The organism is Bacillus sp. SJS (assembly GCF_000732485.2).
In the GTDB taxonomy this organism is placed as follows: Bacteria; Bacillota; Bacilli; order Bacillales; family Bacillaceae; genus Metabacillus_B; species Metabacillus_B sediminis.
Map to the genome: position 1 here is coordinate 437,780 of NZ_JAQV02000031.1, position 21,045 is coordinate 458,824.

General features: G+C 42.2%; 22 protein-coding genes and 1 riboswitch. Of the genes, 7 read left to right on the forward strand and 15 right to left on the reverse strand.

All coding sequences use genetic code 11. The annotated features are described in order from the left end of the window. The 4 genes from AS29_RS19750 to AS29_RS19765 all read right to left on the reverse strand — a co-directional run bounded on the left by AS29_RS19750 (position 1) and on the right by AS29_RS19765 (position 5,150). A complete protein-coding gene (locus AS29_RS19750) occupies positions 1 to 1,356 on the reverse strand; it encodes a dihydrolipoamide acetyltransferase family protein (RefSeq protein WP_035413095.1) in 1,356 nt (451 codons plus the stop codon). A gap of 94 nt (positions 1,357 to 1,450) precedes the next feature. Then, positions 1,451 to 2,428, reverse strand: a complete 978-nt coding sequence (locus AS29_RS19755; RefSeq protein ID WP_035413098.1) for an alpha-ketoacid dehydrogenase subunit beta — start codon at positions 2,426 to 2,428, stop codon at positions 1,451 to 1,453. Positions 2,429 to 2,431: 3 nt separating this feature from the next. Then, a complete protein-coding gene (gene pdhA / locus AS29_RS19760; RefSeq protein ID WP_035413099.1) occupies positions 2,432 to 3,547 on the reverse strand; it encodes a pyruvate dehydrogenase (acetyl-transferring) E1 component subunit alpha in 1,116 nt (371 codons plus the stop codon). Between the two features lie 940 nt (positions 3,548 to 4,487). Then, positions 4,488 to 5,150, reverse strand: coding sequence for a YkyA family protein (locus AS29_RS19765; protein WP_035413101.1), 663 nt, complete (start codon positions 5,148 to 5,150; stop codon positions 4,488 to 4,490). A gap of 246 nt (positions 5,151 to 5,396) precedes the next feature. Here AS29_RS19765 and AS29_RS19770 point away from each other — a divergent pair, with 246 nt between their 5' ends. Beyond that, positions 5,397 to 5,528: a YjcZ family sporulation protein gene (locus AS29_RS19770; RefSeq protein WP_035413103.1), complete on the forward strand. Its 132-nt coding sequence runs from the start codon at positions 5,397 to 5,399 to the stop codon at positions 5,526 to 5,528. A gap of 445 nt (positions 5,529 to 5,973) precedes the next feature. Continuing rightward, positions 5,974 to 6,525, forward strand: coding sequence for a peptide deformylase (def, locus tag AS29_RS19775; protein WP_035413105.1), 552 nt, complete (start codon positions 5,974 to 5,976; stop codon positions 6,523 to 6,525). 35 nt (positions 6,526 to 6,560) lie between these two features. On the opposite strand, the gene AS29_RS19780 is transcribed toward def, so the two are convergent. Further along, positions 6,561 to 7,352, reverse strand: a complete 792-nt coding sequence (locus tag AS29_RS19780; protein ID WP_035413409.1) for a Cof-type HAD-IIB family hydrolase — start codon at positions 7,350 to 7,352, stop codon at positions 6,561 to 6,563. A gap of 401 nt (positions 7,353 to 7,753) precedes the next feature. Here AS29_RS19780 and AS29_RS19785 point away from each other — a divergent pair, with 401 nt between their 5' ends. Continuing rightward, positions 7,754 to 7,963 carry a DNA-dependent RNA polymerase subunit epsilon gene (locus AS29_RS19785; RefSeq protein ID WP_035413108.1) on the forward strand — a complete coding sequence of 70 codons (210 nt, stop codon included), beginning with the start codon at positions 7,754 to 7,756 and terminating at the stop codon, positions 7,961 to 7,963. 3 nt (positions 7,964 to 7,966) lie between these two features. Continuing rightward, positions 7,967 to 9,634, forward strand: a complete 1,668-nt coding sequence (gene rnjA, locus AS29_RS19790; RefSeq protein ID WP_035413110.1) for a ribonuclease J1 — start codon at positions 7,967 to 7,969, stop codon at positions 9,632 to 9,634. A gap of 54 nt (positions 9,635 to 9,688) precedes the next feature. Here the strand turns inward: rnjA and AS29_RS19795 are convergent, their stop codons facing one another. Together AS29_RS19795 and AS29_RS19800 are read right to left on the reverse strand one after the other, a co-directional pair. Further along, positions 9,689 to 11,236 carry an MDR family MFS transporter gene (locus AS29_RS19795; protein ID WP_035413111.1) on the reverse strand — a complete coding sequence of 516 codons (1,548 nt, stop codon included), beginning with the start codon at positions 11,234 to 11,236 and terminating at the stop codon, positions 9,689 to 9,691. An 11-nt stretch (positions 11,237 to 11,247) separates the two neighbouring features. Further along, positions 11,248 to 11,889: a GTP pyrophosphokinase gene (locus AS29_RS19800; protein ID WP_035413113.1), complete on the reverse strand. Its 642-nt coding sequence runs from the start codon at positions 11,887 to 11,889 to the stop codon at positions 11,248 to 11,250. A 302-nt stretch (positions 11,890 to 12,191) separates the two neighbouring features. On the opposite strand from AS29_RS19800, the gene AS29_RS21465 reads away from it, so the two are divergent. Both AS29_RS21465 and AS29_RS19805 read left to right on the forward strand, forming a co-directional pair. Next, a complete protein-coding gene (locus AS29_RS21465; RefSeq protein ID WP_156505993.1) occupies positions 12,192 to 12,362 on the forward strand; it encodes a hypothetical protein in 171 nt (56 codons plus the stop codon). After that, positions 12,349 to 13,230 carry a TetR/AcrR family transcriptional regulator gene (locus tag AS29_RS19805; protein ID WP_035413115.1) on the forward strand — a complete coding sequence of 294 codons (882 nt, stop codon included), beginning with the start codon at positions 12,349 to 12,351 and terminating at the stop codon, positions 13,228 to 13,230. Before AS29_RS21465 ends, AS29_RS19805 begins: the two co-directional genes overlap by 14 nt. A 22-nt stretch (positions 13,231 to 13,252) precedes the next feature. On the opposite strand, the gene ade is transcribed toward AS29_RS19805, so the two are convergent. The 7 genes from ade to AS29_RS19840 form a co-directional block, all read right to left on the reverse strand. Beyond that, positions 13,253 to 14,986, reverse strand: a complete 1,734-nt coding sequence (ade, locus tag AS29_RS19810; RefSeq protein WP_231889992.1) for an adenine deaminase — start codon at positions 14,984 to 14,986, stop codon at positions 13,253 to 13,255. A 45-nt stretch (positions 14,987 to 15,031) separates the two neighbouring features. Next, a riboswitch (purine riboswitch) is annotated at positions 15,032 to 15,133 on the reverse strand. A 285-nt stretch (positions 15,134 to 15,418) separates the two neighbouring features. Next, positions 15,419 to 16,081, reverse strand: coding sequence for a potassium channel family protein (locus AS29_RS19815; protein ID WP_035413116.1), 663 nt, complete (start codon positions 16,079 to 16,081; stop codon positions 15,419 to 15,421). Between the two features lie 252 nt (positions 16,082 to 16,333). After that, entirely contained in the window at positions 16,334 to 16,786 is a 453-nt protein-coding gene (locus AS29_RS19820; protein WP_035413119.1) for a DUF6884 domain-containing protein, read from the reverse strand. Next, complete coding sequence (locus AS29_RS19825) at positions 16,783 to 18,243, reverse strand: bifunctional ADP-dependent NAD(P)H-hydrate dehydratase/NAD(P)H-hydrate epimerase (protein ID WP_066099103.1); 1,461 nt, start codon at positions 18,241 to 18,243, stop codon at positions 16,783 to 16,785. Before AS29_RS19825 ends, AS29_RS19820 begins: the two co-directional genes overlap by 4 nt. A 291-nt stretch (positions 18,244 to 18,534) precedes the next feature. Then, entirely contained in the window at positions 18,535 to 18,960 is a 426-nt protein-coding gene (locus AS29_RS19830) for a hypothetical protein (RefSeq protein ID WP_035413122.1), read from the reverse strand. Between the two features lie 120 nt (positions 18,961 to 19,080). Then, entirely contained in the window at positions 19,081 to 19,596 is a 516-nt protein-coding gene (locus AS29_RS19835; protein WP_035413126.1) for an acyl-CoA thioesterase, read from the reverse strand. 115 nt (positions 19,597 to 19,711) lie between these two features. Then, on the reverse strand, positions 19,712 to 20,026 hold the full coding sequence (locus AS29_RS19840) for a hypothetical protein (RefSeq protein ID WP_035413129.1): 315 nt from the start codon (positions 20,024 to 20,026) through the stop codon (positions 19,712 to 19,714). A gap of 304 nt (positions 20,027 to 20,330) precedes the next feature. Here AS29_RS19840 and AS29_RS19845 point away from each other — a divergent pair, with 304 nt between their 5' ends. After that, the gene (locus AS29_RS19845) at positions 20,331 to 20,582 is read left to right on the forward strand and encodes a hypothetical protein (protein ID WP_035413132.1); all 252 of its coding nucleotides are present in this window, start codon (positions 20,331 to 20,333) and stop codon (positions 20,580 to 20,582) included. A 40-nt stretch (positions 20,583 to 20,622) separates the two neighbouring features. Here the strand turns inward: AS29_RS19845 and AS29_RS19850 are convergent, their stop codons facing one another. Next, entirely contained in the window at positions 20,623 to 21,036 is a 414-nt protein-coding gene (locus AS29_RS19850) for an Hsp20/alpha crystallin family protein (RefSeq protein WP_035413135.1), read from the reverse strand. Positions 21,037 to 21,045: the final 9 nt, after the last annotated feature.

Consider the following 21,045-nt stretch of genomic DNA (forward strand, 5'->3'; position numbering starts at 1 on the left):
TTACGCCTCCATTAAAATAAGTTGTGGGTCGTTAAGCAAACGCTTGATGTGGTTCATTGCATTTTGTGCAGTAGCACCATCAATCATACGGTGGTCGAAGCTCAAGGAAAGAGCAAGAACTGGAGCTACAACAATTTCACCATCGCGTACAACAGCCTTTTCAGCAATACGGCCAATTCCAAGGATTGCTACCTCAGGATGGTTGATTACTGGAGTAAACCATTGTCCGCCGGCAGAACCGATGTTAGAGATTGTGCAGGATGCACCTTTCATTTCGGCACCGGAAAGTTTACCATCACGCGCTTTAACTGCAAGCTGATTGATCTCATCAGAGATTTCGAATACAGATTTGCGGTCAGCGTTCTTAACAACAGGTACTAGAAGACCTTTTTCAGTATCTGCAGCGATACCGATGTTGTAGTAGTGCTTTTGAACAATTTCGTCTGTGCTGTCATCAAGAGATGTATTAAGCACTGGGAACTTTTTCAGCGCAGAAGTAAGAGCTTTCACAACGTACGGTAAATATGTTAACTTAATACCCTGGTCTGCCGCAACACCTTTGAATTTTTTACGGTGTGCAACAAGCTCAGTAACATCAATTTCATCCATAAGCGTAACGTGAGGAGCCGTATGCTTGGAGTTTACCATTGCTTTAGCAATCGCTCTTCTCATGCCGGACATTTTTTCACGTGTTTCAGGAAGCTCGCCTTCCGGAATTGCTTGTGCAGCCGGTTTTGAATCTTGTTTAGATTCTTGTTTGCTTTCTTCTGCTGCTGGAGCTTCTGTTGGTTGCGCAGCTCCGCCTTTGCCGAATGCATCGATATCTTCTTTAGATACGCGTCCGTTTTTGCCGGATCCGTTTACTTGACGGATATCAATACCTTGCTCGCGTGCATATTTACGCACAGATGGCATAGCTACAATGCGTTTATTAGGGTCAGCTTCAACCTGATCCTGGCTTCCTGCACCTGTTTCAGCAGCAGGTTCTTGCTTAGGAGCTTCTTCTTTTTTCACATCTTGACCCGCTTCGCCTGTTGATTGAACCTGAGCCTCAGTTTTTTCTTCTTTTTTCTCATCGCTTCCATGATCGTCACCCTTGAATTTAAGGTTCTCGTAGCCTGGAGCGTCAAAAGTGATTAGAGTTTGTCCAACTGTTGCAACTGTTCCCTCATCAACTTTAAGTTCTAATACTTTTCCTTTTACAGGAGAAGGAATTTCAACGACTGCTTTATCGTTTTGCACTTCAGCTAGTACGTCGTCCTCTTCAATTTCGTCACCTGGCTTAACAAACCATTTTACGATCTCGCCTTCATGGATTCCTTCACCGATATCCGGCATTTTAAATTCGAATGACACGGTTTTTCAACCTCCCAGTTTTGTGTGATTTGCTATGAACGAAAAGAAACCAGCTTCACTGATTTCTTTTCGATTGCTGTTTCGTCCTGTTTGATTAAAATTCCAAAACTTTTTTAGCTGTTTCAATTACGTCTTTGTGGTTAGGCAGCCATACACCCTCTGCTTGAGAGAAAGGGAATACTGTATCAGAAGCTGTAACACGAAGAACAGGAGCTTCAAGGCTTAGGATAGCGCGGTCATTAATTTCAGCAACAACGTTTGCACCAACTCCAGCTTGCTTTTGAGCTTCTTGAACAACGATTGCACGGCCTGTTTTTTCAACAGAAGCAATAATTGTATCGATATCCAGCGGCTGAACTGTACGAAGGTCAATAACCTCTACGGATTTACCTTCTTTTTCAAGCTCTTCAGCTGCTTTAAGAGATTCATGAACCATTGCACCGTAAGTGATGATGGAAAGATCTGATCCTTCGCGTTTCACTTCAGCTTTTCCAAGTTCAATTGTGTACTCTTCTTCAGGAACTTCCTGACGGAAAGAGCGGTAAAGCTTCATGTGCTCAAGGAAGATAACCGGATCGTTATCACGAATAGCGGCAATTAAAAGTCCTTTTGCATCATAAGGCGTTGAAGGAATAACTACTTTTAGTCCAGGCTGTTGAGTCATAAGACCTTCCAGGCTGTCCGCATGCATTTCTGGAGTATGTACTCCTCCTCCAAACGGGGAACGGATTGTGACAGGAGATGTCCATCTTCCGCCAGAACGGTAACGCATACGTGCCATTTGGCCGGAAATGGAATCCATTACTTCATACACGAATCCGAAGAACTGAATTTCAGGTACTGGACGGTAGCCTTGAAGACCAAGTCCAAGTGCAAGACCTCCGATTCCAGATTCTGCAAGCGGAGTATCGAATACACGGTCTTCGCCAAATTCCTTCTGCAATCCTTCAGTCGCGCGGAAAACCCCGCCGTTTACGCCAACGTCTTCTCCAAATACTAGAACGTTTTCGTCATTTTTTAGTTCTGTGCGTAACGCATCAGTGATTGCCTGAATCATTGTCATTTGCGCCATGGCTTACTTCGACTCCTTCGCTTTATAAATTTCAAACTGCTCCTTGAGATTATTAGGCATTTCTTCGTACATAATGCCCATAAGGTCAGTTACTTTTTGTTTTGGATAATCGTCGGCTTTTTTGATTGCCTCTTTAATTTCTTCTTTTGCCTGTTCGATTACTTTATTTTCTTCCTCTTCGCTCCAAAGCTTTTTGCCTTCAAGGAACTTGCGGAAACGAACAAGCGGATCTTTTTCTTCCCACTCGTTTTCAATATCTTTTGTGCGGTAGCGTGTCGGGTCATCCCCAGCCATTGTATGTGGTCCATAACGGAACGTAAGGGTTTCAATCAATGTCGGGCCTTCTCCGCCGATTGCGCGTTTGCGTGCTTCAGCTGTAGCAGCGTAAACTGCAAGCGGGTCCATACCGTCAACTTGAATTCCTACAATTCCAGCCGCAACTGCTTTTTGAGCAATTGTACGTGCAGCAGATTGTTTTTCAACTGGAGTAGAAATTGCATAGCGGTTGTTTTGCACTACGAAAATTGCAGGAGCCTTAAATGCTCCGGCAAAGTTAATTCCTTCATAGAAATCACCTTGTGAAGCTCCGCCGTCCCCTGTATAAGTGATGGCAACTGCTTCTTTTCCACGCTTTTTCATTCCAAGCGCTACGCCGGCAGTCTGGATGTATTGAGCTCCAATGATAATTTGAGGAGACAATGCATATACATCTTCAGGCATTTGGTTGCCGTGGAAATGTCCGCGGGAGAATAGGAACGCTTGATAAAGCGGAAGACCATGCCAGATAATTTGAGGCACATCACGATAACCAGGAAGAATAAAGTCATCTTTTTCCAAGGCAAAATGGGAAGCGATCTGAGAAGCTTCCTGTCCGGCAGTCGGAGCATAGAAACCAAGACGTCCTTGACGGTTTAGAGAGATAGAACGCTGATCAAGAATACGCGTATAAACCATACGGCGCATAAGCTCTTTCAATTGATCATCAGATAGATCCGGCATTGCCGCTTCATTCACGACTTCGCCTTTTTCATTTAAAATTTGTAACGTTTGGAACTGCTCAGCAATCGCATCAAATTGCTTTTTGCCGTCTACAAGTGCAGATTTAGTTTTAGCAGCCATCTAAGTCACCTCTTCCTTTCATTTAGACAATTTTGATAGCAGAATGATTCCAGTCATATACAGATTTAGGATACCCTAAATTAAATCACAGACACATTTTTTTCAAACACATTCCACTACCATTTACCACATTAGAGCAACTTAAAACTTCAGGATATGTAAAGATTTAAGCTACGGAAACTGTATTAATTTTTTCAGAAGCAAAAATAATACAATACTAATAATACAAACATAGTTTACACCTCATAAAAACTGAAGTCAATCTGTTTACACAAGGTTTATTAAAGGAATTTGGCAAACTTTATTTTTACAAATAAATCCCATTTCAACAAACTGTATTAGTACAAATAAATAACCTGTACTACAATAGTAGCGTTTTCATTTTAAAAATATTCAGCTGTTGATTTACTCTGCAGACAATCTCTTGTCCTTGAAGTGCAGTGAGCTTCCTGTGCGCTTTGCATATGCGGGGTCTCACCTGTCACGCTGCCCCAGCATGAGTCTCGTACCTTCCGCTCCAATCAATCAGGTGTTAAAAAATGGTATCCATCTTAACCATGATCTTTCCCCAGACTTTTCTTTGGTTGTTGATTTGCGTTGCAGGCGCTCGCTTATCCTTGAACGGGCTGCTTGAGCCTCCTCGCCGCTATGCGCCTGCGGGGTCTCACCTGTCCCGCTGCTCCCGCAGTCTCGCGCCTTCCACTCCAATCAACAGGTGTTATAAATCCACACGGGGCTTTAACAGAGCCTAATAAAAAATGGACACTGTTGATAATTGCTGTTTGCACTCTGGGGACAAAACAGGATTTTGCCCTTTAAACCTATGTAAGGAAAGCGTTTCTACTATATACAGACAAAAACAAAGACTGTACAAATAAGGACGGCAGCCCCCGGATTTTGTTAACTTCCGGTGGCTTCCCTTCCATTCGCATCAGTCTCTTTATTGATCGACTTTAATATCAGCAGCCTTATAAAAAGCCTTTTTGGCTGTATTATACTGCTCTGTGTACTCATTGAACTTTTTATTCAATTCCATAACTTCTTTATAAGAGGCATTGATCTTACTGATATGCGCTTCCAGATCTTCAAGCTTCAGCTCTTTATTCTGGAACATCTTATACAGTTCTTCATCAAGTGCAATTGCCGATTTGTAGGATTTTGCAAGCTCGTTGTATGAATTATAACGGTCGTGCATGAGCTTTTTTAACTCATCTGCCTCTTTTTCAGCTTTGCCATCCTCAATTTTCCCAAGTGCTTCTTCTGCATCTTTAAATGCCTTTTCCGATTCTGCAATGCTTTTTTGCTCTGTTTCAATCCGGTCTTTTCGATCCGCCACTAATTTAAGCGCATCTCCGGAAAGTGTTTTAATTTTTTCAAAATCTTTCATGCCAAGAGCGATAATTTGGTTGTAAATCTTATTCTCCTTCTGTTCAAGTTCAAGAAGAGGTTGTTGCTCCTTCTTAAACGGGCTCTCTTTAGAGACTACATTTTCAAGCGCCTCATATGCCTGCTCGGATGGTGACGGCCCCATACAGCCTGTGAGAATGGAGCCTGATAAGGCCGCACTCATGCCAAACATTAGCCATTTATTCTTTTTCCGCACATTTAATCCCCCTTACTCTACAACTACTAACTATAAAATCTCTGTGCAAAGAACACAATACATCTCTGTAAAGTAATTGGCGAAAGCCTGCAAAAACAGGTAATTCGGCTGTCCTTTTCCTTTCATGGGTGGGACAAAACCCAAAAAGAAAAAAGAACTGGGCTAATGACTATACACATTTACCCCGCAAGCATATGTTATATCAGACGCTCAAGCAAGAGCGCTATTTTAAAGGAGGTTGTCAATATGTATTGTTATCCTGCTTACCCTGCATACGGCTGCGGTGGCTACGGCTACGGACGCACATTTGCTCTAATCGTTGTATTGTTTATCCTTTTAATCATCGTCGGTGCAGCATACCTCGGCGGAGGCTGCTAATTAGAAAAGCGGAAGGCGCTTGCTCAGCCCTGAAAGACGGTGGAGCTCTCGACCGAGGGGCCGCTTTTCAAAGGAAGTTCTGCTAAGAGCGCGGCGTCCTGCCGCAACGCAGAACTGACCCGCGTCCTGCGGGACCGAGAGAGCGAAGCGGCCGAAGGGCTAGCGCCTGGAGCTGGCAAAATAAACACCAAAGCACTCCTATTAAGGGGTGCTTATTCTAATGTATACGTGCAGACAATTAAACGGTGCTTGCTTAAAACGATCCCGAGGAATGGACAGCCCCCGCGCCTGAGCAAAACCACATACATGGAAAATTCAATCCTGCAATGGATTAATGTTCTTATGAAACGGTGTTAAAAATACAATAGAATCATCTTTCATTCAAAAAGCGGTTTCTATATAATGAAAAAGATACGGGTTGAAACGATGAAAGGAAGTGCTTGCAATGCTTACAAGCAAAGACATCATTAGAGAAGGCCATCCGACTTTGCGGGAGGCGGCAAAGGAAGTGTCGCTGCCTGCTTCTCAGGAAGATCGCCAAATACTTCAGGAGATGCTTGATTACTTAAAAAACAGCCAGAATCCTGAGATTGCCGAGAAACATGATCTCCGTCCTGGAGTCGGGCTTGCCGCCCCTCAGATAAATGTGGGAAAACGAATGATTGCCGTTCATTTTTCAGATGAAAACATTCAATACAGCTATGGACTGTTTAATCCGAAAATTATCAGCCATTCGGTTCAGCAAAGTTTTCTTGCAGAGGGAGAAGGCTGCCTTTCCGTTGACAGACCGGTTCCTGGGTATGTACCCCGATATGCAAAAGTAAGAGTAAAGGCCACGGCTTTAGATGGCAGCGAAGTGGATTTGCGGTTAAAAGGTCTGGCTGCGATTGTTTTTCAGCATGAGATTGATCATTTAAATGGTGTTATGTTCTATGATCACATGAACAGCAGCGAGCCATTTTCCATTCCAGAAGGTGCCATAGCTGTAGAAAGATAAAAGGGAGCCACATGCGGCTCCCCTTTGCATTATCCTTAATTTTTTTCCGGCGCAGATGATAGAAGGCCGAGTTCGTGAACAGCATACTGAATGCCGTCTTCATCCACAGGCTTTGTGATAAAATCCGCGATTTCCTTCAGTTTAGGATTGGCATTTCCCATCGCTACACCTGTTCCAACATATTTGATCATTTCCAGATCATTTAACTCGTCACCAAATGCATATATATCTTCTCTTTCAAATTTAAGACGTTCAACTAATTTTTTAATCCCTTCTGCCTTCGAGCCGCCCATCGGCAGAATATCAGTCGCCAGGTCATGCCAGCGAATGAAATGCAAATCCTTATATTGCTTGTATGCCTCTTCCTCTCCTGCCTTGCAGAAAAGCAGTGTCTGGTAGATTTCAGATTCTGTAAAAAAATCCGGATTTACTTCTGGATGGTCAAACTTTAAGGAGCCCATGCTTTCGCGAATAAAAGGATGATCTCCCTCCGATGCCATCATGGTTTCATGATTCATAAAAACAAGCGGATGTTTTGTTTGGGACGAGTAAGCCAAAACTTTCTCCAGCGTCTCCGTTTTCAGAGGATTTTTATAAATCACTTCCCCTTCAAATACCACAAATTGACCATTAAATGAAACAAAGGAATCGATTCCAAGTTCCTCCCGCAAATCTTTAAACATAAATGGAGCCCGTCCTGTAGCAATTGCTACATGGTGTCCTGCCCGGCGCAAATCATCAATCGTCTGTCTGGTTGATGCAGGTATTTTTTTATCATGGTCAAGCAGTGTCCCGTCAATATCAAAAAAAATCACTTTTTCATTCATCATCAGACTCTCCTCTTCCTGCTGCAATAAGCTTAATAAATGTCAGATATACTATAACAAAGTTTGCATATGCGGCAAAACAATAATTTCCGAGAAAAAACTTATCTTTTAATTTCCACGAATACCCATGAAAAAAAACCCGATTATCTCATATAATATAAGTAACAGAGATAAAGCACCGGATTGATGGATGATGGACAAGTTTTATGAAAAGGGGTGTTAAAATGCTTAGAAGACTCAGGAATAAACTCAAAGATCAGTGGAAACATTTGCTAAGAAAAAAGACAATCGCGTAGGGGTCAGACCTTTAAAGGGGTTCGGCCCCCTTTTCTTACGCGCCCGTTTCGAATATAATGTTAGAAGGCAATCTAACAAACGGTATCTAAGGAGAGATTTGGCAAATGATTTACAAAGTATACTTTCAGGAATCTGTACTAGAGGTACCTGTTCGGGAAAAGACACAAACACTCTACGTGCAAGGTGATTCTGAGCGCGATGTCCGACTTAAGCTTAAAGATCGGAATTATAATATTGAGTTTGTACAGCTGGTTGACAATTCTTATCTTCAATATGAAGAGAAGAGTGAAAATTATAAAGTATTGGAGCTATGATCAATGAAATTCGTTAAAAACGACCAAGTTGCCGTTTTTGCCCTCGGAGGTTTGGGTGAAATCGGAAAGAACACGTACGGTGTTCAATTTCAGGATGAAATCATTCTGATTGATGCAGGAATTAAATTCCCTGAAGAAGAGCTTCTCGGAATTGACTATGTTATTCCTGACTACACATATCTAGTAAAGAACGAAGACAAAATTAAAGGCTTATTTATTACGCACGGACACGAAGACCATATAGGCGGAATTCCATACCTTTTAAGACAGTTAAATATTCCGATATATGGCGGGAAGCTTGCACTTGGCCTAATTCGCAACAAATTAGAAGAGCACGGTTTGCTTAGAACTGCAAAGCTTCATGAAATTCAGGAAGAAGACGTGATTAAATTCAGAAAAACGTCTGTTACGTTCTTCCGCACAACTCACAGTATTCCGGATTCTTATGGAGTGGTTGTAAAAACACCTCCTGGAAGCATTGTACATACTGGAGATTTTAAGTTTGACTTTACTCCGGTAGGTGAACCTGCCAACTTAACGAAAATGGCTGAAATCGGCAAGGATGGCGTGCTTTGCCTCCTATCCGACAGTACAAACAGTGAAGTGCCTCATTTCACGATGTCGGAGCGCAAGGTTGGAGACAGCATCAACGAAATCTTCAGAAAAATTGATGGCCGTCTTATTTTTGCTACCTTCGCATCTAACATCCATCGCCTTCAGCAGGTGGTAGAGGCAGCGGTGATCAACAACCGTAAAGTGGCGGTATTCGGGCGCAGCATGGAAGCTGCCATTCAAATCGGACAAGATCTCGGCTATATCCAATGCCCTAAAGATACATTTATTGAACCAAATGCGATTAACCGGATGCCGGCTAACCGCGTCGTTATCCTGTGTACAGGAAGCCAGGGTGAACCAATGGCTGCCCTTTCCAGAATTGCGAACGGTACTCACCGTCAAATTCAGATCATCCAGGGAGATACGGTTGTCTTCTCATCTTCCCCTATTCCGGGTAATACAGTGAGCGTCAGCCGGACGATCAATAAGCTGTTCCGTGCGGGAGCAGAAGTCATTCACGGACCATTGAATGATATTCACACATCCGGACACGGCGGTCAGGAAGAGCAGAAATTAATGCTTCGCCTTATGAAGCCTAAATATTTCATGCCGATTCACGGGGAGCACCGCATGCAGAAAATGCATATGAAGCATGCTATGGATTGCGGTGTACCAGCTGAAAATTGCTTTATCATGGATAATGGTGAAGTATTGGCTCTTGGCGGAAGTGATGCCGGAGTAACAGGCAAAATTCCTTCGGGCTCCGTCTACATTGACGGAAGCGGAATTGGCGATATTGGGAACATTGTGCTTAGAGACCGCCGTATTCTATCCGAAGAAGGTCTTGTCATAGTCGTAGTAAGCATTAATATGAAAGACTTCAAAATCGCTGCAGGTCCAGATTTAATTTCCAGAGGATTCGTCTACATGAGAGAGTCCGGAGATTTGATTAACGATGCGCAGGATCTGATCACGAAACATCTTTCAAAAATTATGGACCGAAGAACAACTCAATGGTCTGAAATTAAAAATGAAATTACGGATACTCTTGCACCGTTCCTTTATGAAAAAACAAAACGCCGTCCGATGATCCTTCCGATCATTATGGAAGTTTAAAGAACATACGTGCATAACGAAAAAGCGGCCGCTCAATTGAGCGGCCGCTTTTTATTAATTTGCAGCAGAAGGTATGTCTTCGATAATCTTTTCAGAATCTCTTTTGACTCTTCCCTTACCTACCGAGAGAGCAAACAGAATTCCGGCCAGGACGAAAACCAATCCCGTTAAAAACGTAATGGAAAACGACGAAACCCACATATCTTTAATTGCTCCGATAAAGGCATTTTTTTGAGCCTCAGGAATCTTCAGTAATTCAGGATGAATCAAAATTCCAAATAACGCATTCGAATCAGGCGCCTGCCCTGAGCCCATTGAGAATTTCTGCTCCGCAATGGACTCCTGCAATGAGTGATTCATCACAGCATTGAGTACCGTTACACCAATGGTTCCTCCAATTGAACGGAAGAATGTTGAAGCGGATGTTACGGTTCCTAGCTGATGCTTAGGGAACTCATTCTGAACAGCGATCATGATGGTCGGCATCACAAGACCCATTCCCAGTCCTAGTACGACCATAAAAGTATAGGCAACCCACTGAGGTGTTCCTGTTCCCATTGTGCTCATCAAGAAAAATCCAATGGTTGTAATTGCCATTCCGGAAGTTAATACAGCGCGGAATGTCCATTTAAGCAATAGCCTTCCGCCAATGACGCTTGCCGCAATCAACGCGATCATCATCGGCGTCATTGTCGAGCCAGCTACTGTTGGCGAGACACCCATTATTCCCTGCATGAACATCGGTACAAACATGATGGCACCAAACATACCTAAGCCAAGCAGAAATCCAATCATATTCGTTGTAAAGAAAACTCGGTTCTTAAAAAGAGATAGTTCTAGAATCGGCTCCTCTGCTCGCTTCTCTGCAGCGATGAATAACCCTGTAAAAAGAATGGCCCCTGCAATTAACGCGATACTTGGAGCTGATATCCATTCAAACTTATCTCCGCCGAGAGAAAGCTCAAGCAATAAACAGACAAGCGCTGGAATGAGAGTCGCAATTCCAAGAAAATCAATTTTCGCCTTGCCTTTTCCTCTTATTACTTCGTGCTTCATTCCTGCAAAAATAAGAATAGCTGAAAGCAATCCGAACGGTACGTTAATAAGGAAAATCCAATGCCAGCTGATCGTATCAACGAGCAGCCCTCCAATAAACGGGCCAATAACTGAGCTTAATCCAAAAATTGCTCCAAATACACCTTGCCACTTTGCTCTTTGTTCAGCTGTAAAGATATCACCAATGATGGTTTGAGAGAGCGGCATGATCATTCCGCCGCCGATTCCCTGAAGGCCTCTGTATACAATCAGCTGTTCCATTGTTTCAGCTGTCGCACACAGGGCAGAAGCTATGATAAAAAGAATCGTACCAATTAAATAAAGCTTTCTTCTTCCAAATAAATCAGAAAGCTTTCCTGTTATTGGAATGACCGTTGTGGATGTAATTAGATAAGCCGTGGTAACCCATGCGAAAATTGAAAATCCATTAAGTTCGCCAATAATCGTCGGCATAGCCGTTCCGACAATTGTTTGTTCGAGCGCACTGAAAAACATTCCAATAATTAACCCTGTTAAAACTAACTTTCTATTAATGGCTGGCTCCATATATGTTCCTCCTATAGCGGCATAAGAATTTGATCCCGCGAATCTTCGATTGTTCCTATTTCATCTCTTATATGCTCCATCTTTTGGTCCAATAATTGAACCGCCATGGCAGCTTCATACAAATCCTGCTTTAAATAATCTGGTATCTCCCGTTCGAATTTATAAAAAATTTTATGTTCCAGACTTGCCCAAAAATCCATCGCTAAGGTCCTTAGCTGAATTTCAACTTTTACTTTTTTTACACCCTGCTTTAATGTAACGGGCACCTCTGCAATGTAGTGCATGCTTTGGTATCCATTTGGCTTCGGATTTTGGATATAGTCTTTTTTTTCAAGAATGGACATGTCCGTTCTTTCTTCGATCTGCTGCGCGACTAAGTATATGTCCTTAACGAAGGAACAGACAATCCGGACACCTGCAACATCCTGCAAATGGTCCGCTGCATTCATCAAGGTCGGCTCAATCCCTTTTCTTTTCAGCTTTCTGAAAATGCTATCCGGCTGCTTGATTCTTGCTTTGACATGCTCAATAGGATGATAGCTGCCTGAGATAAAAGCCTCTTCCTTAATCATGTTTATTTTTAATTTGCATTCATCAAGAGCGAATTTATATGGCATGAGAAAATCCCGCCACTGAGCCATTTCTGAATTCATTATTCTCTCTCCCGGCTGTTGAATTTTTTGAACGGAAGGTCTATAATTCATTTATACTGACCATCCAGTCATATTTTATATGACGGACGAGTTTCCGTCAATTACTTATCGATAAAATTGATTTATAATCATACTATGGTATAGCGAATTCCTGCTTTTCACCCTATTCTATATCAAGCTCATGCCCCACATGATAAGAATACCCAAACGGGACGCCTGATGAGGAAAAGACTGATGCTGGGTACATGAAACGTAAATCAGAAGCGATGTAAAGCAGTGTAAAACCATAAAAGGAGCCGGTTATGGAGCAGACAATTGATCGAATAAGAAATCTAGTAAAAACGCTACAGTCCTATGGAGTCAAAGCAGAACTTGTTCACCTCTCAAAAAACGGCAGCAAGCTTCCTGCTCCAGCTCCATTTAAAAACCTGAGTCCACTCGAGAAAGGTGTAAATGTCATTGAAGGATCGTGAGAAAATTATCATAAACAGCGCAATTAAATGCTTTTCTCAAAATGGTTATCATCAAACCTCTATTCAGGAGATTGCAGATGCTGCCGGAGTAGCAAAAGGCTCGATTTACAATTATTTTGGTTCAAAAGAGGATCTTCTGTTTTCGATTTTTCAGCATCACTTTGAAACTCTTTTCGAGAAAATGGATGAGCTGCATGAACCTGATGGAGATTACAGAGCAAGCTTTGAAAAGCAGCTATCAAGTATCTTTTATATCAATTCAACTCATAAAGAGGTACTCCATATGCAGATTAGGGAACAAATTATGAAGGAAAACAGCGAGCTGTTCCATTACATAAAAACGGTCAGACTGCGTCTGTTTGCCTGGTATTCTGAAAGGCTTGGAGAAGTATATGGGGCAGAGATTAAACCCTTTTTATATGATTTGGTTATTTTGCTTGAGGGAATGGTAAAAGAATTTTTGGTGCTGATGATCAAAGGAAAACAAACATTTCCGATTCCGGAGATGGGGCCGTATCTTCTGAAAAGAATGGATTACTTAATAAAGAGCTTCAATGAAACTGGAGATCAGCCTCTTATCCAGGAGGAAGAAGCAAAAATCATATTATCCGAGCTTAAATTAGCGGAAAACAAGCCAAAGCAGCGGATCAGCGACCTCCTCTCTTTATGGATTGGAGAGATTAAGGATGATGAAGATAAATTAAAGACTGCACTTGTCTCCTTAAAAGACGAATTAAATAAAAGCTCTGTAAATGAAATCATTATTGAAAGTCTGTATATGTACATCAATCAAATAGAAAACAAATCATGCCATTCTTATAAAAACGAACTGGATAAATGGTATGGATTATACAAAAAAACGAACTGACTGGTCAGTTCGTTTTTTTAAATCAAATCTTAACATGTTCAAATTTAGTAACATCAAATAGTCCGTTTACTGTAAGCTTAATTTCGGGAATGACAGGCAAGGCAAGAAAGGAAAGCATAACGAATGGGTTAAACGGTTCGTTAAAGCCAGTCTTCTTTAAAGCATGATGAATGTCTGTCATTCTTACAATGACTTCCTCAAAAGGCCTGTCTGACATCAGCCCGCCAATAGGAAGAGACAATTCAGCTAAAACCCTGCCTTCTTCATCCGCCACAACCATCCCGCCTTGAAGTTCCTCCAATCGGCTAATCGCTGCAAAAAGGGTTTTATCATTCGTTCCTGTCGCCATAATATGATGGGAGTCGTGAGAAATGGACACTGCGATGGATCCTGTTTTTAATTTAAATCCTTTCACTATGCCTACTCCGGCTTTCCCTGATGAGCGGTGACGCTCCACACAAACCAGCTTTAAATGATCGAGTTCAACGCTTGCATGAAAAACTCCCTCTGCTCCAGATGTTTCTTCCATTCGTTTTTTGGTGATTAGCTGATTGGGCAGGATTTCTATAATAGGTACTTTCTGATTTTTTTGAAGAGGCAAGGCGAGTTGTTCCTGATTAAAGGCACCGATATGAACCGTGTTTAACAGGCTCTCTTCATACGGCTCAGGAACCGGCCAGTCTTGGGAAATGAGGTTTCCATCTGATGCCCGCTCTTTTCCCAGTCTAAAGACATTCTTAATAGGCAGGCTTGTTAAATCATCCGTTAAAATGAAATCAGCCTCAAACCCTGGAGCAATTGCTCCCTTTTTCTGAAGACCGTAGCATTCCGCTGCGTTGATGGATGCCATTTGAATCGCCGTTAGCGGATCGATTCCTTTTTCAATTGCAAGTCTCACAAGATGGTCGATGCTTCCTTCTTCTTTTAACTCATCAAGATGTTTATCATCCGTACAAAGAATAAATCTTCTTGAATTCAGCGGAGTAACTGCCTGAATGACAGCAGGGAGATTTTGTGCTACAGATCCCTGTCTGATTTGAACATACATCCCTCTTCGAATTCTGTTTACCGCTTCCTCTGCAGAATTAACTTCATGATCGGTTTTTACACCCGCCGTCCTGTATAGATCAATAAGTTCGGAAGGCAATCCGGCAAGATGACCATCAATCGGCATTGAACGGCTTGAGGCCATATGGATTTTTTCCAGCATATCCTTATCGCCATTTACCAATGAAGGATAATCCATTACTTCCGCAAGACCTAATACCCTCGGATGATCTGCGAAAGGGACCAAATCAGGCATATGAAGGGTGGCTCCGCTCTCTTCAAAGCTTGCTGCCGGAACTGAAGATGGAAGCATGATCCTTACATCAAGCGGCAGATTTTCTGATTGTTCGAGCATAAACCGAATTCCATCTGTTCCAGATACATTCGCGATTTCATGAGGGTCAGCAATTACCGTCGTAACGCCATGCGGAAGAACAGCCTTTGCAAATTCAGAGGGAGTGACCATTGAGGATTCAATATGCACATGTGAATCTATAAACGAAGGAATCATATACATCCCTTTACCATCGATTATTTCTTTAGCAGCCCTGCGGCCGCAGCTAACAAATTCACCATTTTTTACCGCTACATCCATCTTTACAAGCTCGTGGTTGAAGACATCTGCTACAATGACATTCGTTATAAGCAGGTCCGCCATTTCTTTGCCTGAAGCAGCATCGTTTCTTTCTTTCATGTTTTCGATCGACATAAAAAAACCCCTCTCACAGATGAAATGACCGGGAGAAGAGCAGAATTTTGCCTCTATTCTTCTCGTAGTCAAACTCTTTACGGCAGTTTGGTAGAAACTTATGGACCTTATCTCCAAGATTATACGAGTATACATATTTTCATGAATATTTTGTTTTATGTTAATGGATTCACATAAGCGAGTCAATCATTTTTTTAATAAGCTCTGTTAAACTTGGCTGTTGATTGAAGCTAGCAGGCGCTGAGCTTTCCTTAGGGGGGGGGGCGGTTATAGCCTCCTCTTCGGTTCGCGGCTGCGGGGTCTCACCTGTCCTGCTGCTCCCACAGGAGTCTCGCCCTTCCACTCCAATCTACAGGTGTTAAAAATCAACTCCAGGTTTAACAGAGCCTTTCGAAAAAAAAACGCCCTTCAAATAGAGCGTTCGTTTGATTCTTATACATCCAATACTTTTCGTTCAAAACGGTCTATGTCGGAATCCGCTCCAATGACAATGAGAATATCATTGAGCTCGATTGCTTCCTCTGCTTGAGGCGAAACGATTATATCTTTGTTTCTTTTTATTGCTACTATATTGATTCCATAGTTAGCACGGATATCAAGGTTGATCAGTGTATTGCCTGCGAGCTTTTTGTTTGCAACAATCTCAACAATACTATGTTCATCTGAAAGTTCGAGGTAGTCCAGCACGTTATTGGAAATGATATTATGGGCAATCCTTCTTCCCATATCCCGTTCAGGATGGACAATTTTGTCTGCGCCGATTTTAGCGAGTACTTTTTCGTGATAATCATTTTGCGCTTTCACGGTAATGTTTTTTACACCCAGGTCTTTTAAAATCAAAGTTGTGAGAATACTCGCCTGAATATTTTCCCCGATGGCGACTATTACGTGGTCAAAATTACGGATTCCAAGGCTTTTCAATACCGCTTCATCTGTAGTGTCTCCCACTACTGCATGGGAGGCAATATTTGCGAATTCATTGACACGGTCTTCATCATTATCTATGGCCATCACTTCCATGCCTTCTTCACTTAATGCACGGCAAATACTGCCGCCAAAACGACCAAGCCCAATTACTGCAAATTCCTTTTTCATATGTATAGTCCCCTTTATGTAGGCATTGTAAAAAAGTTTATCATTCCGATTATTGAACTCCGCCACTTAATTTACTGGAGAAACTTTATTGTGGGGCCTTCTCGCTGTAAGGATAAATTCCAGCCTAACTGCCGTACAGCTTCAGCAAACGTGAAGCTATTTTTATAGTTATCCCCTTTTCCCCTGAGCTTACTAACCATATACCATTATCATAGCAAAAATTTGATGTCCTTTTATCAATAAACAAAATTATTAACAAACAATTTCAGTCTCAGTTTCCACCGCTGTCTTTAGCTTTCTCTGCATCTCTCCAATTCCCTTTGAACCCTTTAAGGGAAATTGCACCGATTTTCCAAAAACCTCTGATAGAATCCGGTCAAATTTCTTCCCGCCCAGCATAAAAATTTGATCTACATTATCCAATTTCTTTTTGTCCAGCTGATTTCGCAGATCTCGGATACTAATAATCTCAGGATGCTTCATCTGAAAAGCGAGATCGTAATTTCCCGGAACTAGTTCTTCTGGTTTTAAAAATCCATGCTTTGCAGAGAGGATAACCCAGGAAGAAAAAAAGGTGCGGGCATATGCTTGGCAGAGAGTGTGAAAAACACCGGTATAAGCGTACTGAGCCTGAACGGGTCCAAGTCCAGGCTGTTTATCCCAAATTTTCCGTTTCCCGCATGGAATAATGCATAATCTATTCATCCACTATAAGTCTCCTTCTTATTCTCAAGGTACTTCATCACTTCTGGAATCATATCCGAAATATCACTTGCAGTCATGGAGCGGGCTCCATATTTGCTTACCCACAGATCTGCCGTCTTTCCATGGATAAATACGGCATTTGCAGCTGCCTCTTTAACGTTTTGATGGGTGCACAAACAAGCGGTTAAAATTCCGGTAAGGGTATCCCCAGTTCCGCCTTTTGCAAGTGCAGAATTACCTGTCAGGTTCACTATCGCTTCACCATCAGGAAAGGCAATGATTGTATGCTCTCCCTTTAACAATAGGATAACATCATGTTCATCTGCATATTGAAGGGCAGCCTGGATCCGGCTGCTCTGAATTTCATTTACATTCAATCCTGTCATCCTGCTGAACTCACCTGGATGGGGAGTAAGAATTGGAGGTACTTCTCTTTTTTTATACTCCCGCTTTTGCAGAGCACCTGCGTCCAAAACTACTGGAAAATCTTCTTTCAGCAAGTTTTGGACTGCTTGTTCAATATAATTCTTGTTCTCTAATCCCGGTCCAATAGCGGCTGCTTTCAACTTTTCAGGGACAAACCCGCTAGCCGTTTTTTCAAGTCCGTCAAACTCGTATGTGGTTTCAGGGACTTCACCTGCCAATATTGCTGAAGCAAATTGGCTTGTCCCCATAATCAGCTTTCCAATACCGCTTCTCAGCGCTCCCTTCGCTGCGAGCATGGCGCTGCCGGGCATATGGTCACTCCCGGCTATGATATAGCCTGTACCGAAGCTTCCTTTATGAGCAAAGGGTGAAAAGGATGGCCATGCGTTCATTGCATCTTCCTCAGTCCATATCTTTAATTTGCTATCCTGGGGAAGTCCAATGGATACTGTCGACACTTTCCCATAATATGCTGTTGATGGAATCAAAATAGCGGATGGCTTGTATCCATGTAAACAAAATGTATAGTCCGCCCGGAACGCTTCACTTACCGAACCATGGTCAGCTTCCACTCCGGATGGTATGTCTATTGAAATTTTAAGTGCGTGCTTTTCGTTTAATCGTCTGACCCATACCTTTGCTTCTTCTCTCAAGGGCTGCTGGAAGCCAATACCAAAAAGCGCGTCAACGATAACATCACCTTCAATTGCATCCGCAAAGGGTGAAAAACCGCAGGCAGTTAAATAACGGAGATGCCGGCCTGCTGTTCCATCCTCTGCAGGAAGACCAAATGGAAAGAATAGCTTTGTCTGATAGCCGTTGAGAAGCAGGTACCTGGCCAAAACAATTCCATCACCGCCATTATTGCCTTTTCCTGCAGCAATGCAAATCTCCTGCTGCTTAGTAATCAGGGTGGAAATTTCTCTATACAGTCCAGCACCCGCATTTTCCATTAATGTAAATTCGCTTATTCCTCTTTCTTCTGCCTGCCTGTCTATAAGACGTATATTCTCTTTCGTATAGATAAACATGAACGAGCATCCCCTTCATGACAAAATATAGGTAACAACCAGCTTACATAAACTCTCGCTTTCTTGACCGCTGTAAGATCCTTTGCATGTTCAATCCAAGATATTTAAGTTCTCAAATTAAGCCGGCAGATGGTATTTTTAACTTCTTGCATCCTTGTATGATCATAGGACTATGCATGAGGATTATCTTATTAAAAGATATTATAGACTGCACCCGCTTTCTCCATAACAGTTCTATTCCCATATCCTGATTTAAAAAAACTGGTCCCAGCAGGGAACCAGTTAGTGAGACTAATCTAATTTAATTTTTTCAAGACCAAATTCTTCAAAATATTGATGATACTTTTCTTCTATTTCCATGAGCCGTTCAAAACGCTGTTCAGGGCTGTATGTATTCATCACCGTTTCTTCTTTCATTAAATCGCGGCGGGCGAGCAGAGCGCAAAGTTTATCCCAGAAGACTTCTTCCTCATAATCAGCAATAATGTCTTCCAGCTCCTCATCCAGCTGGCGGGAAGCATAGTATTCATCTTCCAGAGAATCATAATCTACTAAATGCTCCACACCGTATGATTTGGCAAAGGACAGGACATAATTTTCCAAATCGAAAAATTCATCCGCCTGCTCCTCGTGCTCTTCTCTTGCCCCAACCCAGGTTGAGAGGTAAAGCATCTTCAAAAGCGTATGATACTGCTGTTTCGTAAAGTTAATTTTCATAACGGATCCTCCCCCGAACCATAATGCTTTTATACCCTCATTAAATCACAATTGAGTGCTAAAAAGAAGTCAGACTGATGAAAAAACCTGTCCAGTTTATGGAATAAATTTTGGGTCACCTTACCAAGGCATATCCGTTCCGAACATTTCTGCCATTTTTTCAAATTCCTGCTTTCTATTCCTTCTTGCTTGGGCTCGTGCTTTTGCCGTTTCATTCAGCTGTTTTTCCATCTCCGTTTGAGGAATCACCTGAGGAACAGGCGTTGGCTTATTATTTGCATCTACAGCGACAAAGGTCAGGAAGCTTAACGCGCAGACATTGCGGTCACCTGAGAGCATATCCTCCGCGACCACTTTGACAAAGATCTCCATGGATGTTCTTCCGGTATAGGTCACGAATGCTTCCAAGCAAACAGAATGACCGACCATGATCGGATGCAAAAAATCAACAGAATCGGTGGAAGCCGTTACCACGAGCGTTCTTGAATGCCTTGTAGCAGCAATCGCAGCTACATCATCAATATAAGCCATCAGCCTTCCGCCAAAAAGAGTGCCATGATTGTTAGTATCCGGAGGCAGTACCATAGATGTTTTAACCACAAAAGATTCTTTACAGGTTTTAGTCGGAGTGTTCATATTTCATTCCCCTTTATTATAAAAAAATTTATCCAAATTTTATTATATCACTGTAAAAGCAATTCATACGATTTGACGGATTATTCAGCGTCCTGCCATTCTACTGATGGCGTTCTTATTTGGCATTGCACCTTTTTTTGCAATGCCTGGCATTCTTCCCTGGCATTCCACTATTTTTTTGCAATGCCTGGCATCCTTCCCTGGCATTCCACATTTTCTCTGCAATGCCTGGCATTCTTCCCTGGCATTCCACTTTCTCTCTGCAATGCCTGGCATTCTTCCCTGGCATTCCACTTTCTCTCTGCAATGCCTGGCATTCTTCCCTGGCATTCCACTTTTTCTCTGCAATGCCTGGCATTCTTCCCTGGCATTGCACCCTTTTCACGCAATGCCTGGCATCCTCCCCTGGCATTCCTTCTTTTTCACCCAATGCCTGGCATCCTTCCCTGGCATTGCACCCTTCTTATGCAATGCCTGGCATCCTTCCCTGGCATTCCTTCTTTTTCACCCAATGCCTGGCATCCTTCCCTGGCATTCCACTTTTTCTCCGTGATGCCTGCCATTTCATCATTTACTTCAATGTCAGTTTTTTTATGTATACATTTCTAGCAGCCTTACCTCAACATACTCACCAGCCAAAAACCAGGTCATTATACTCATTTTTTGTCGTAATTTGAAAAAAGCTTACTAAATCAGCTACCATATACAAATGGAGTGAAAGTTGAGGAATTGATATGAAAAGATGGATGGTCCTGTTTCTTTTAAATGGATTGATTTATTCTATGCTGATTTTATCAGTCATTCAGATTGGACATTTTCCCCAAAAGCCGTTTACCGTTCTTTCTGAATGGGTTGGGGCATTTTTAATAATCGCTGCTGCCGGTTCCGTTCTCAGATGGTTTAACCCTCGTGAGAAACAGCTTTTTTGGATTATGTTCTTAATTATGTTTACAGTGATAGGAATTGTTTTGTTTTTCCTTTTTTAGGACAAAGAGCGGGCTTAACCTCATAAGGTTAAGCCCGCTTTTATTCAACGATAATTTTCTTCCCTTGTTTTTTAGGAAAGCGTACACTTAGAATTCCACTGCGGTATTGTGCTTTCATGTCCTGTAAAATCGCGTTGCCGGGCAGCTCGATGGTCCGGATTGCCCCTTCCCATTTTGCTCCGTCTTTATTCTTCGGATCTGGGAAAAGCCTTATGATTAAATCCTGATTCTCTAGTTCCAAATCGATTTCCTCTTTTGATATACCGGGAATTTCCGCCTTAATGATATAGTGGGTCATCGTTTCTGTCATGTCCACTCCAAAGTACATCTTGTTTGGGTTTCGTGTAAAGATATCATCGATCGTATCAAGCAGAGATTTGGAGGGGCGGTTTTCGAAGAAATCATTGATCATCCTCATTGGTCCTGCATTCGGTCTATTTTTATCTTCCGGCATGACTTTAGC

What these genes read in the sequence shown, in the direction of transcription:
- def (WP_035413105.1), top strand. Translation starts at nt 5,974, where the DNA reads ATGCTTACAAGCAAAGACATCATTAGAGAAGGCCATCCGACTTTGCGG.
- AS29_RS19755 (WP_035413098.1), bottom strand. Translation starts at nt 2,428, where the DNA reads ATGGCGCAAATGACAATGATTCAGGCAATCACTGATGCGTTACGCACA.
- AS29_RS19800 (WP_035413113.1), bottom strand. Translation starts at nt 11,889, where the DNA reads ATGAATTCAGAAATGGCTCAGTGGCGGGATTTTCTCATGCCATATAAA.
- AS29_RS19815 (WP_035413116.1), bottom strand. Translation starts at nt 16,081, where the DNA reads ATGAAAAAGGAATTTGCAGTAATTGGGCTTGGTCGTTTTGGCGGCAGT.
- rnjA (WP_035413110.1), top strand. Translation starts at nt 7,967, where the DNA reads ATGAAATTCGTTAAAAACGACCAAGTTGCCGTTTTTGCCCTCGGAGGT.
- AS29_RS21465 (WP_156505993.1), top strand. Translation starts at nt 12,192, where the DNA reads ATGGAGCAGACAATTGATCGAATAAGAAATCTAGTAAAAACGCTACAG.
- AS29_RS19785 (WP_035413108.1), top strand. Translation starts at nt 7,754, where the DNA reads ATGATTTACAAAGTATACTTTCAGGAATCTGTACTAGAGGTACCTGTT.
- AS29_RS19830 (WP_035413122.1), bottom strand. Translation starts at nt 18,960, where the DNA reads ATGAAAATTAACTTTACGAAACAGCAGTATCATACGCTTTTGAAGATG.
- AS29_RS19820 (WP_035413119.1), bottom strand. Translation starts at nt 16,786, where the DNA reads ATGAATAGATTATGCATTATTCCATGCGGGAAACGGAAAATTTGGGAT.
- AS29_RS19795 (WP_035413111.1), bottom strand. Translation starts at nt 11,236, where the DNA reads ATGGAGCCAGCCATTAATAGAAAGTTAGTTTTAACAGGGTTAATTATT.
- AS29_RS19770 (WP_035413103.1), top strand. Translation starts at nt 5,397, where the DNA reads ATGTATTGTTATCCTGCTTACCCTGCATACGGCTGCGGTGGCTACGGC.
- ade (WP_231889992.1), bottom strand. Translation starts at nt 14,986, where the DNA reads ATGTCGATCGAAAACATGAAAGAAAGAAACGATGCTGCTTCAGGCAAA.
- AS29_RS19845 (WP_035413132.1), top strand. Translation starts at nt 20,331, where the DNA reads ATGAAAAGATGGATGGTCCTGTTTCTTTTAAATGGATTGATTTATTCT.
- AS29_RS19835 (WP_035413126.1), bottom strand. Translation starts at nt 19,596, where the DNA reads ATGAACACTCCGACTAAAACCTGTAAAGAATCTTTTGTGGTTAAAACA.
- pdhA (WP_035413099.1), bottom strand. Translation starts at nt 3,547, where the DNA reads ATGGCTGCTAAAACTAAATCTGCACTTGTAGACGGCAAAAAGCAATTT.
- AS29_RS19825 (WP_066099103.1), bottom strand. Translation starts at nt 18,243, where the DNA reads ATGTTTATCTATACGAAAGAGAATATACGTCTTATAGACAGGCAGGCA.
- AS29_RS19850 (WP_035413135.1), bottom strand. Translation starts at nt 21,036, where the DNA reads ATGCCGGAAGATAAAAATAGACCGAATGCAGGACCAATGAGGATGATC.
- AS29_RS19780 (WP_035413409.1), bottom strand. Translation starts at nt 7,352, where the DNA reads ATGAATGAAAAAGTGATTTTTTTTGATATTGACGGGACACTGCTTGAC.